The 12,054-nt window shown below is 74.1% G+C and carries 6 protein-coding genes; all 6 read left to right on the top strand.

Annotation, left to right across the window (positions count from 1 at the left end):
* Positions 1-30: 30 nt before the first annotated feature.
* The 6 genes from JT723_RS11265 to hutH all read left to right on the top strand — a co-directional run bounded on the left by JT723_RS11265 (position 31) and on the right by hutH (position 12,052).
* Positions 31-1,005 (top strand): alpha-ketoacid dehydrogenase subunit beta, encoded by a 975-nt coding sequence (locus tag JT723_RS11265; protein WP_205044417.1) that lies wholly within the window; start codon positions 31-33, stop codon positions 1,003-1,005.
* On the top strand, positions 998-2,137 hold the full coding sequence (locus tag JT723_RS11260; protein ID WP_205044416.1) for a 2-oxo acid dehydrogenase subunit E2: 1,140 nt from the start codon (positions 998-1,000) through the stop codon (positions 2,135-2,137). Before JT723_RS11265 ends, JT723_RS11260 begins: the two co-directional genes overlap by 8 nt.
* Entirely contained in the window at positions 2,137-7,542 is a 5,406-nt protein-coding gene (locus JT723_RS11255; RefSeq protein WP_205044415.1) for a non-ribosomal peptide synthetase/MFS transporter, read from the top strand. Before JT723_RS11260 ends, JT723_RS11255 begins: the two co-directional genes overlap by 1 nt.
* Positions 7,543-7,576: 34 nt before the next feature.
* Positions 7,577-8,377: an enoyl-CoA hydratase/isomerase family protein gene (locus JT723_RS11250; protein ID WP_205044414.1), complete on the top strand. Its 801-nt coding sequence runs from the start codon at positions 7,577-7,579 to the stop codon at positions 8,375-8,377.
* 605 nt (positions 8,378-8,982) lie between these two features.
* Positions 8,983-10,143, top strand: a complete 1,161-nt coding sequence (locus tag JT723_RS11245) for a GGDEF domain-containing protein (protein ID WP_205044413.1) — start codon at positions 8,983-8,985, stop codon at positions 10,141-10,143.
* Positions 10,144-10,471: 328 nt separating this feature from the next.
* Positions 10,472-12,052, top strand: coding sequence for a histidine ammonia-lyase (gene hutH / locus JT723_RS11240; protein WP_205044412.1), 1,581 nt, complete (start codon positions 10,472-10,474; stop codon positions 12,050-12,052).
* Positions 12,053-12,054: the final 2 nt, after the last annotated feature.

Here is a 12,054-nt window from a genome sequence, read left to right as displayed (position 1 = left end):
CGTGAGGAAGCCCGCCACGAGGGAGCCGTCATGAGGGTCGCGGAGAATCTCAACGCGGCGCTGCACGGCCTGCTGGAGCGCGAGCCGGACCTGTACGTGCTGGGCGAGGACGTCATGGACCCCTACGGCGGCGCCTTCAAGATCACCCGCGGGCTCTCCGACCGCTTCCCCGGCCGGGTGCTGTCCACCCCGATCAGCGAGAACGCCATCACCGGGGTCGCGGCCGGGCTCGCGCTTGCGGGCGACGGCGCGATCGTGGAGATGATGTTCGGCGACTTCGCCGCGCTCGCCTTCGACCAGCTGGTCAACTTCGCGGCCAAGTCCGTGTCGATGTACGGCGAGCGGGTGCCGATGCGGATGGTCCTGCGCTGCCCGGTCGGCGGCGGGCGCGGCTACGGCCCCACCCACAGCCAGAGCCTGCAGAAGCACTTCCTGGGCGTCCCCGGGCTCGCCCTCTACGAGGCATCGCCCTTCCACGACCACGCGGAGGTGCTGGCGGAGATGCTGCAACGCGCCGAGCCCTGCGTCCTGTTCGAGGACAAGGTGCTCTACACCCGGCCGATGTACGAGGTCGAGCCGCCGTTCGCGCTGCGGGCGGCGGACGGCGGCGGCACCGCACAGGTGTCACTGCCGGGGGCGGACCCCGACTGCGTGGTCGTCGCGGGTGGCGGGGTCGCGCACCGGGTGCTGGAGGCGATGCGCTCGCTGCTGGTCGAGGAGGAGATCGTCTGCACCCTGCTCGTGCCCTCCCGGATCTACCCCGTCGACCTCGAACTGCCCGACGTGCGGCAGGTGTTCGTGGTCGAGGAGGGCACCGCGGGCGGCACGTGGGGCGCGGAGGTCGCGCATGTCGTCCACCAGCGGCACTGGTCGCGGCTCGACGGCCCCGTCACCCTCGTCCACTCGGCGGACTCGGTCGTCCCCACCGCCGCCCATCTGGAGCGCGAGGTGCTGGTCAGCGCCGCCGACGTCCACCGCACGATCCGGGAGAAGCTCCGTGGCTGAGCTGCTGGTGCCCAAGCTCAACAACAACGACACCGACTACGTGCTGACCGACTGGCTGGTCGGGGACGGCGAGCCGGTCGCCGCGGGCGACCCGGTCGCGGTGGTGGAGACGTCCAAGGCGACCGAGGAACTGGAGGCCTGCGCCGCCGGGACGCTGCGCCACCGCGTCGCGGCCGGCGCCCGCTGCCGCCCCGGTGAGCGCATCGCCGACGTGCGCGACGGCGGCACCCCGGCGGATGCGGACCACCGGCGGGAGGACGTGGCGGAGCCCGCACCACCGCACCCCACCGCACCACCGCACCCCACCGCACCACCGCACCCCACCGCGGCAGCGCAGCCCGCGGGCGCCCCGCTGATCACCCGCCCCGCACAGGACCTGGCCGACGAACTCGGTGTCACCCCCGCGGAGTTGGCCGCGCTCGGCCTGGCGGTCGTCCGCCGCGCGGACGTCGAGGCGCTGCGGCCCGCCCCGGCCGCGGAGGCGCCCGCCGCTCGACAGGCCCCCGCAGGCGTTCCGTTGAGCCGGGTCCAGCAGGGCGTGGCCCGGGCCGTGGAGATCTCGCACCGCACCATCCCCGCCGCCTACACCGTGGTGCGCATGGACCTCGGCCCCGCGCGGGCGCACGGCGCGGCACTGACCCGGGCCGTGCGCAGGCCGGTCGGGCTCGCCGAACTGTTCGTGCAGCAGGTCGCCGCGCTGCACGCGCACTTCCCGCGCTTCTTCGCCGCCATCGACGGCACCACCGCGGTCTTCGCCGACGCCCCGCACATCGGGGTGACCGTCGACCTCGGCGAGGGGCTGTACGTGCCCTGCGTCCGCAACCCCGCGGAGCTGACCATCGCCGAGATCGCCACCCGGCTGATGGCCTTCCGCGTCGCCGCGTCCGGCGGCACCTTCCGCGAGAGCGACCTCGGCGGCGCCAACTTCGTCATCACACTGCACACGGAGGGCGACGTGGTGCTGGCCGTCCCCTTCGTCTTCCCCGGCACCGTCTGCGCCCTCGCGGTCACCTCGCCCGCCGACGGTTCGCCCGCCAACATCGGGCTCGCCTACGACCACCGGCTTATCAACGGGCGGGACGCCTCGCTGTTCCTGCACGCACTGAAGACCTCCATGGAAGGGCTCGCCTGATGTCGGCCGTCGAACTGTCAGCGGCGAAGCGGGAACTGCTCAGACGCCGGCTCAGCGGGCGCCGCGAGGCGCCGCCGGCGGTACCGGTGCGGCCCGCGGGGGAGCGGCCGATGCTGGCGCCCGCCCAGGAACCCCTGTGGTTCATGGAGCAGTACATGCCGGGCACCGCCACGTACACCGTCGCGCTCGCGGTACGGCTGCGCGGCCCGCTGGACCTGGCACGGCTGGAAGCCGCACTCGCCGAACTCCCGCGCCGGCACGGCAGCCTGCGGCACCGCTTCCCCGCGGACGACGCGGGCCACCCCGCCGTCCACGTCGTCGCGGAGGCCCCGGTGCCGCTGGCCCGGGCGGTCGCCGGCAGCGACGAGGAGACCGTCGCGGCCATCGACGCCGAGTGCGGCACCCCGCTGGACCCGGCGAACGGCCCCCTGCTGCGGGCACTGCTGGTCGAACGCGGCCCCGCGGAGCACGTCCTGGCGCTGCTGGTCCACCACCTCGCCGCCGACGGGCAGTCCGCCCAGCTGTTGGTGCGCGACCTGGTCGCCCTCTACCGCGTCGAGGCACCGCCACCGCCCGCGGTCCGCTTCCGCGACATCGCGGCCTGGCAGCGCGAACGCCCCCTGGAGCGCGAGACCGCCTACTGGACCCGCCAACTCGCCGACCTGCCGCGGCTGGACCTGACCACCGACCTGCCGCGCCCGGCCCGGCAGCGCTTCGAGGGCGCCTCCGTCGTACGGCTGCTCGACCCGGCGCTCACCGCCCGGCTGACGGAGCTGGGCGCACGCCAGGGCGCGACCCGCTTCATGGTGCTGCTGGCCGCCTTCGAGACGCTGCTGTCCCGCAGCACCGGGCAGCGGCACTTCGGCGTCGGCACCCCGGTCGCCGGGCGGACCAGGCCCGAGTTCGAGGACGTCGTCGGCATGTTCGTCAACACCCTCGTGCTGCGGGCCGAGTTGACGGACGACCCGCCCTTCGCCGAGCTGCTGACCCGCACCAGGGACGTGGTGATCGACGCGCTGGACCACCAGGAGCTGTCCTTCGCGCGGCTCGTGGAGGAGCTGAACGTCCCCCGCGACCCCAGCAGGCAGCCGCTGATCGACGCGCTGTTCTCCATGCACGACTTCCCCGTCGCGACCGGCGCCGACGGCGGCGCGGAGATCGAGGCCGCCGACTTCCCGCTGACCCCCGGCTCCAGCCGGCACGACCTGGAGCTGTACGTCGTGCCGACCCCCGACGGCGGACTGGGCTGCACCTTCACGTACAAGACCTCGCTCTTCACCGTCGACACCATGACCCGCACCGCCGCCCGCCTGGAGACGCTGCTGCGGGCCGCGGTGGCCGCCCCCGGCACCCCGGTCAGCCGGCTGCCGATGCTGGACGACGCGGAAAGGGCGCAGCTGGCCGGCTGGAACGACACCGCCGCCGACTTCCCCGCCGACCGCACCCTGCACGGCCTGGTCGCCGACCAGGTGCGCCGCACCCCCGACGCCACAGCCGTCACCTTCGGCGGCGGCTCCCTGACCTACGCCCGGCTCGACGCCCGCGCCAACCAGGTGGCGCACCGGCTGATCGCCGAGGGCGTCGGCCCCGGCTCGCTCGTCGCGGTGTGCGCGGAACGCTCCCTCGACCTGCCCGTCGCACTGCTCGGCACCCTCAAGACCGGCGCCGCCTACGTACCGCTCGACCCCGAATACCCCGCTGAGCGGCTGGCGTTCATGCTGTCCGACGCCGCCGCCCCGGTCGTACTGACCCAGCGCCGGCTGGTCGAGGGCGCCGCGCAGGGCGCGCTGGGCGACACCGCGGGCACCGCGGCGGCACTCGCGGGCAGCGACGCCACGGTCCTCGTCCTCGACGACCCGCAGGTCTGGCAGGGCCGGCCCGAGACGGACCCGCAGGTCGCGGGCGACCCGGCGGCAGCCGCGTACATGATCTACACCTCGGGCTCCACAGGACGCCCCAAGGGGGTGCCCAACGCGCACCGGGGCATCGTCAACCGCCTTGACTGGATGCAGAAGCGGTACGGGCTGACCGCCGACGACGCGGTGCTGCAGAAGACGCCCGCGAGCTTCGACGTGTCGGTGTGGGAGTTCTTCTGGCCGCTGCTGGCCGGCGCGCGGCTGGTGCTCGCGGAACCCGGCGGCCACCGCGACCCCGGCTACCTGCGGGCACTTGTCGCCCAGGAACGCATCACCACCGCCCACTTCGTGCCCTCCATGCTCGCGCTGTTCCTGCCCGAGGAGACCGGGGACGCCGGCTGCGCATCGCTGCGCCGCATCATCTGCAGCGGCGAGGAACTGCCCGTCGACCTGGCCCGGCGCTGCCTGCGGACGCTGCCCGGCGCCGAGTTGCACAACCTCTACGGCCCGACCGAAGCCGCCATCGACGTCTCGTCCTGGCAGTGCACCCCGGCCGGGCTCGCCGGGCGCGCCCGCGTCCCCGTCGGCCGCCCCATCCAGAACGCCACCATGCACATCCTGGACGAGCACCGCGAGCCCGCACCCGTCGGCGTACCGGGGGAGTTGCACCTCGGCGGGGTCGCCGTGGCGCTCGGCTACCACCGGCGGCCCGAGCTGACGGCGGAGCGCTTCGTCGACGGCCTCTACCGCACGGGCGACGCGGCACGCCGGCTCCCCGACGGCACCGTCGAATTCCTCGGCCGCCTCGACAACCAGGTCAAGCTGCGCGGCCTGCGCATCGAACTCGGCGAGATCGAGGCGGCGTTGCGCGACAAGGCGGGCGCCCGTGAGGCGGCCGTCGTGGTCAGCGCCGACCAGCGGCTGATCGGCTACGTCGTCGGCGGCCCGCAGGACACCGCCCAGGTCCGCGACGCGGTCCGCGGCACCCTCCCCGACTACATGGTGCCCGCGCACATCGTCGCCCTCGACGCCCTCCCGCTCACCCCCAACGGCAAACTCGACCGCAAGGCGCTGCCCGAACCCGAGGCCACCGCGGCCGCGTACCGCGCACCGGTCAGCGAGACCGAGCAGACCGTCGCCGCGGTGTGGGCGGAGATCCTGGAGGTCGAACAGGTCGGCCTGGACGACGACTTCTTCGACCTCGGCGGCCACTCGCTGCTGGCCATCCAGGCGGTGGCGAAACTGCGGGCCGCACTCCCCGCGGGCGGCCGGCCCGTCGGCCTGGTCGACATGTTCTCGCTGCGCACCGTCGCGGAACTCGCCGCGTTCGCCGCCCAGTCCGCCCCCGAAGGCCCGCGCGCCCTGCTCCAACTGCTCACCCCGCAGCGCCGTGCCACCGCCGCCGTCTCCTACGTCTGCGTGCCCTACGGCTCCGGCAGCGCCGTCGTCTACCAGCCGCTCGCCGATCAACTGCCGCTCAACGAAGCCCTCTACGCGCTGTCCATCCCCGGCAACGACATCGGGCTCGACGAAGACCCCATGGACTTCGACGAGCTGGCGGCGCGCACCACCGAGGAGATCCTGCGGATCGAAGGGCCGCTGGTGGTCTACGGCCACTGCGGCGTCGGCGCCGCCCTCGCCGTGGAACTGACCCGCCGCGTCGAGGCCGCAGGCCGGGCCGTCGAGGCCTGCTACATCGGGGCCATCTTCCCCTTCGCCAAACCCGGCGGCATGTGGCGCGGCCTGACCCGCCCCGACTTCTTCGACAGGCTGCGCAGCAGCCGGAGCGACCTGGACTCCCTCAAGGCCCGCGGGGTCGACCTCGACGAACTCGACCCCGCCGTCGCCGACCGCATCATCAGGACCATGCGGCACGACTCCAAGGCCGCGGAGGAGTACTTCACCAAGCTCTTCGACACCCCCGCGCTGCGCAAGCTCGACGCGCCCATCATCTCCGTGGTCGGCGAACGCGACCCCGCCACCCAGCTGTACGAGGAGCGCTTCAAGGAGTGGCGCGCCTTCACCGGCACCTCCGCGCTCGTCGTCCTGGACGAAGGCGGCCACTTCTTCCTGCGCTACCGCGCCGCCGAACTGGCCGACGTGGTCAGGACGCACACCCGGCTCGCCGACCCGCCGCCCCGGACCCCCGCCGACACGTGGTGGGTCGAGGACGTCGCCACCGCCGGGACCGAGGCGGCGGTCCAGGCGAAGGACGCGGGCGTGCGGCCCAGCATGGGCCGCTTCCTGACCATCGCCAGCGGCCAGCAGATCTCGCTCATCGGCTCCGCACTGACCGGCTGGGCGCTGCCGCTGACCGTCCTGGTCGACCACAAGTCGCTCGCGCAGTTCTCGCTGCTCGCGGTGCTCAACCTCGCCGGCCTGCTGATCTCCCCGCTCGCCGGCGCCGTCGTGGACCGCGGAAGCCGCAGGGCCGTCATGCTCGCCGCCGACTGCGCCTCCGGCGCGATCGAAGCGGTGCTCGCCGTCTTGGTCCTCACCGGCGGCGTCCACCTGTGGCAGATCTACCTGCTGGTCACCGCCCTGTCGGTCAGTACGACCTTCCAGCGGCTCGCCTACGGGTCCGCGGTGCCGCAGCTCGTCCCCAAGCAGTACCTGGGCCACGCCATCGGCGTCACGCAGATGACCAACGGCGTCGCCCAGCTCGTCGTACCGCTCGTCGCGGCAGGCCTGCTCGGCGTCATGGGCCTGGGCGGCATCGTCGTCATCGACGTCATCAGCTACGCCTTCGCCATCGGCGTCGTCCTGCTCGTCCGCTTCCCCGACACGCTGCCCTGGCGGCCCAGGGAACCCCTGACGACCGAGATCGCCAAGGGCTTCAGCTACACCTGGCGGGACCGCGGGCTGCGCTCGATCCTCACCTACTTCGCCGTGCTCAACGTCTTCCTGTCCCCGCTGCTGCTGCTCGTCTCACCGCTCGTGCTGTCCTTCGCGACCCTCGGCGACGTCGGGCGGGTCTCCGTCGTCAGCGGCCTCGGCGTGATGCTCGGCGGTACGACCATGGCGCTGTGGGGAGGGCCGCGCAGCCGCCGCTTCCAGGGCGTCCTGGCCGCCACGCTCTGCATGGGCGCAGGCGGCGTCCTGGTCAGCCTGCGCCCCGACCTGTGGCTCATCGGCGCCGGCGCCTTCGCCCTCACCTACTTCCTGACCGTCATGAACTCCCTCTACACCACGATCGTGCAGCTCAAGGTGCCCTACCGCTACCACGGCCGGGTCTTCGCGCTGAACACCCTCGTGGCCTGGTCCACGCTGCCCATCGGCATGGGCCTGGTCGCACCCTTCGGCTCCGAGCTGTTCGACCGCCTGCTCACCGAGCACGGTGCGCTCGCCTCCAGCGCCGGCGCGGTCGTCGGCACCGGGCCCGGGCGCGGGATCGCCTTCATGTTCCTGCTGTGCTCGGTGGGCATGGCGCTCGTCGTCGCCGGCGCCCTGCGGATCAGGCGGCTCGCCCGCTTCGACACCGACATGCCCGACGCGCAGCCCGACGACCTGCTCGGCGTGGAAGCGCTCGCCGGGCGCATGGGAGGATGAGCCGGTTCACGGTCGTTAACCGGGAGGCGGTCCGATGGGTGAGGTGCGGTACGGCGGTCTGGTACGGGTCGAAAGGCACGGCGAGCGCGTCGCCGAGCTGGTGCTCGACCGGCCCGAGGCGATGAACGCCGTCTCGACGGCGATGGCCGGGGCCGTCGCGGCGGCCTGCGCCGACCTCGCGGCGGACCCCGCGGTGAGCGTCACCGTGCTCAGCTCCTCCAACAGCAAGGCCTTCTGCGTCGGCGCCGACCTCAAGGAGCGCAACTCCCTGACCGACGCCGAGCTTGCGCGCCAGCGCCCGCTGGCCCGCGCCTGCTACACCGGCGTACTCGAACTGCCCATGCCCACGGTCGCCGCCGTGCACGGTTACGCCCTCGGCGGCGGCTTCGAGCTGGCCCTCGCCTGCGACGTCATCGTCGCCGACGACACCGCGGTCGTCGGCCTGCCCGAGGTCTCCGTCGGCGTCATCCCCGGCGGCGGCGGCACGCAACTCCTGCCGCGCCGCGTCGGCGCCGCACGTGCCGCCGAGCTGATCTTCACCGCCCGCCGCGTGGCGGCGGCGGAAGCCGCCGCACTTGGCCTGGTCGACGAGCTCGCCCCCGCGGGATCCGGCGCCCGCGACGCGGCACTCGCTCTGGCCGAGCGCATCGCGGCCAATTCCCCCGTGGGACTGCGCGCGGCCAAACGCGCGCTGCGGCTGGGCCACGGACTCGACCTCCGGTCCGGCCTCGACATCGAGGACGCGGCCTGGCGGACGGTGGCCTTCTCCCCCGACCGAGCCGAGGGCGTCTCGGCCTTCGCGTCCAAACGCCCCCCTCGCTGGCCCTCCGCCTAGCCCGGCGGCCCCGCCCTCACCGGCCGGTGGCCCGCCTCCGACCCGAACAGCCCCTTTGCGCCGGTGACGACCCGCGCGTGGGTGGTGGGCTGGTCGCGCAGTTCCCCGCGCCCCTGGGGTGGTGGCGGTCCGTCGCCACACGACGCTTGTGGTGGGCTGGCCGCGCAGTTCCCCGCGCCCCTGGGGGGTCCCCTCTGTGACGGAGGGCGAGCGCTTTTTAGGGGCGCGGGGAACTGCGCGCTCAGCCGGCCGCCGGCGGGTGGTCCGTCTCCGACAGGAAGAGCCCCTTTGTGCCGGTGACGACCCGCACGCGGGTGATGGGCTGGTCGCGCAGTTCCCCGCGCCCCTGAAAGGCACGCCGTCCGCAGCGGCAACGCCTCACCCGGCGGGGGGTGTGCCCTTGCCTGGGAGGGCGCCATATAGGGGCGCGGGGAACTGTGCGCCCAGCCCACCGCCGGCCGGTGGTCCGGCTTCGACAGGAGCAGGACCTTTCGGTCGGTGGCGACCCGCGCGCATCCGCGGGGAGGGCAGTGGGACACCCCTGGGCGGGAGCCGTTCGGCGTAGCTGGGGGACGAAAAGGGGCAAAGCTCTCTAGCCTGGGGAGATGGTGGACGGTACGGCCGACCTTCGGCTCAGGGCTGTCGTCGAGCTGGCCCAGGCGCTGGCGACCGCGCAGACCCCGCAGGACGCGGCACGCGCGGGCGCGCGCCGCGCGCGCGTGGCGATGGGCGGCTCCTTCGCCGCCGTCTCCGCCTGGGAGCGCGAGACCGGCCGCCTGCGCGTGCTGGTCAACGACGGTGACCTCGCCCCCGGCGAGGAACCGGAACCGGCCGACGAGTCGTACTCGGTGCACGACTTCCCGGAGATCGCCGAGTTCCTGCACGGCAGCTGGGCCCGCGGCGGCGAACCGCACGCCTGGGTCGAGACCTCGGAGGGCACGGGCGCCTCGCCCGGCGGCAGCAGCTGGGGCAGGGCCGCGGCCCTGCGCCGCCGCGGCCGCGGCAGCTGCGTCGTCGCCCCGCTGGTCCTGCACGGCCGCGCCTGGGGCGAGGTGTACGTGGCCCGCGGCCACGGCGAACCCCCCTTCGCCCGCCCCGACGCCGACTTCGCGACGGTCCTCGCCGCGGTCATCGCCTCCGGCATCGCCCAGACCGAGCGGCTGGCCGAAGTGCAGCGGCTCGCCTTCACCGACCCGCTCACCGGCCTCGGCAACCGCCGCGCCGTCGACCAGCGCCTCGACGAGGCGCTGGAGCGGCACCGGGCCGACGGTACGGCCGTCAGCCTCATGGTCTGCGACCTCAACGGCCTCAAACGCGTCAACGACCGCCTCGGCCACGAGGTCGGCGACCGCCTGCTCGAACGTTTCGGCTCGCTCCTGTCGCTGTGCGGCGCGATGCTCCCGGGGAGCCTGGCGGCACGGCTGGGCGGCGACGAGTTCTGCATCGTCGCCGTGGGAAGCCCCGCGGACGAGGTCGTACGGGCCGCCGGCGAACTGTGCCTGCGGGCCGCCAAGCTGGACGTCGGGGAAGGGGTCGCCTGCGGCGTGGCTTCGACGGCGGATCCGATCGGGCCGGTGCGGTCGGCACGACGGCTCTTCCGTCTTGCCGACGCGGCACAGTACCGGGCCAAGGCCTTGCGCTCCACCAGGCCGATTGTCGCGGGCCGCGAAGGCCCGGAGGATCCGGTGGTCCACCTGGCCGACTCCCCTCCCCCCGCGGCCCCCGCGGAGCGCCGCCGCCTCCGGGGGTACGTACCCCCGTCCTGACTCCCGCGGTGGGCGCCCCGCTCTCCCCCGGCGGGGGGTGCGCAGGTGGTTGCCACTTGCTGCGGGCTCGCACCTTCCGGTGCGTGGGTGACTGGGCGCGCGGTTCCGCCCCCAGAGCTTCGCCTGGGGGTACCCCCAGCGCCTCCTGGGTGATTGCCACCTGCGGTGAGCATCTTGCCTGCGGCGCCGTCGTGGCTTGTCGCGCAGTTCCCCGCGCCCCTGAGGTCCTGCCCCTTGCGGCGGGCGGTCGCCTTTCCCCCCGCGGGGGGCGCAGGGGTGGACGGGAGGATGGTGACAGGTAGGGATTCAGTGCCTAGGGTGCGTGAATATGGATATGCACAACGTGGTGATCGGCCCCCACGGGGCCACCCCCGAGGACGTCCTCGCCGTGGCCCGCGGCGGCGCCGCGGTCGAACTGGGCGAGGCCGCCCGCGAGGGCATGGCGGCGGCACGGGCCACCGTGGACGCCCTCGCGGCGAAGCCGGAACCGGTGTACGGCGTCTCCACCGGCTTCGGCGCACTGGCAGTGCGCCACATCTCCCCCGAACTGCGAGCGCAGCTCCAGCGCTCGCTCGTGCGCTCGCACGCCGCCGGCATGGGCCCGCGCGTGGAGCGCGAGGTGGTCCGCGCGCTGATGTTCCTGCGGCTCAAGACGCTCGCGTCGGGCCGCACCGGCGTGCGCCCGCTCGTCGCGGAGACGATGGCCGCGCTGCTGAACGCGGGCATCACGCCCGTGGTCCACGAGTACGGCAGCCTCGGCTGCTCCGGCGACCTCGCGCCGCTGGCGCACTGCGCCCAGGTGCTGATGGGCGAGGGCGAGGCGGAAGGCCGGGACGGCCAGGTGCGCCCGGCGGCCGAGCTGCTGGCGGCGCACGGCATCGAGCCGGTCGAGCTGCGGGAGAAGGAGGGCCTTGCCCTCATCAACGGCACCGACGGCATGCTCGGCATGCTGGTGATGGCGTGTGCGGACCTCGCGGGCCTGTTCACCGCGGCGGACATCACGGCCGCCCTGTCCCTGGAGGCGCTGCTGGGCACCGAGCGGGTGCTGGCGCCGGAGCTGCACGCCATCCGCCCGCACCCGGGGCAGGCGGCTGCCGCGGCGAACATGGCGAAGGTGCTGGCGGGGTCGGGGCTGACCGGGCACCACCAGGACGACGCGCCCCGCGTGCAGGACGCGTACTCGATCCGGTGCGCCCCGCAGGTGGCGGGTGCGGGCCGGGACACCCTGGCGCACGCCCGGCTGGTCGCGGACCGCGAGCTGGCGGCGGCCGTCGACAACCCCGTCGTCCTGGATGGGGGCACCTCCCAGGCCGGAGGCTCTGGGGGAGGGCGCGTGGAGTCGAACGGCAACTTCCACGGCGCCCCCGTCGGCTACGTCCTGGACTTCCTCGCGATCGCCGCCGCCGACCTCGGCTCGATCGCCGAGCGGCGCACGGACCGGCTGCTGGACAAGAACAGGTCGCACGGCCTGCCGCCCTTCCTGGCCGACGACCCGGGGGTGGACTCCGGGCTGATGATCGCCCAGTACACGCAGGCCGCGCTGGTCAGCGAGATGAAGCGGCTGGCGGTGCCGGCCTCGGTCGACTCGATCCCGTCCTCTGCGATGCAGGAGGACCACGTGTCGATGGGCTGGTCGGCGGCGCGCAAGCTGCGTACCGCGGTGGACGCGCTGGCGCGGGTGATCGCGGTGGAGATGTTCGCGGCGACCCGGGCGCTGGAGATCAGGGCGACGGCGGGCGGCCGGCCCGCGCCCGCGACGGCGGCGGTGCTCGCGGCTGTACGGGAGGCGGGGGTGCCGGGTCCTGGCAGGGACCGCTTCCTGGCCCCCGACCTGGAGGCGGCCCACGCCTTCGTACGGTCAGGTGGCCTGGTCCGGGCGGCGGAGACCGTCACGGGACCGCTGGCGTAGAG

The organism is Actinacidiphila bryophytorum, from assembly GCF_016916835.1.
Taxonomy (GTDB): Bacteria; Actinomycetota; Actinomycetes; order Streptomycetales; family Streptomycetaceae; genus Actinacidiphila; species Actinacidiphila bryophytorum.
This window is presented reverse-complemented; position numbering and strand designations above follow the sequence as displayed.

Coding starts and splice junctions, on each gene's coding strand:
- hutH (WP_205044412.1), top strand. CDS start 10,472: ATGGATATGCACAACGTGGTGATCGGCCCCCACGGGGCCACCCCCGAG.
- JT723_RS11265 (WP_205044417.1), top strand. CDS start 31: ATGAGGGTCGCGGAGAATCTCAACGCGGCGCTGCACGGCCTGCTGGAG.
- JT723_RS11245 (WP_205044413.1), top strand. CDS start 8,983: ATGGTGGACGGTACGGCCGACCTTCGGCTCAGGGCTGTCGTCGAGCTG.
- JT723_RS11255 (WP_205044415.1), top strand. CDS start 2,137: ATGTCGGCCGTCGAACTGTCAGCGGCGAAGCGGGAACTGCTCAGACGC.
- JT723_RS11250 (WP_205044414.1), top strand. CDS start 7,577: ATGGGTGAGGTGCGGTACGGCGGTCTGGTACGGGTCGAAAGGCACGGC.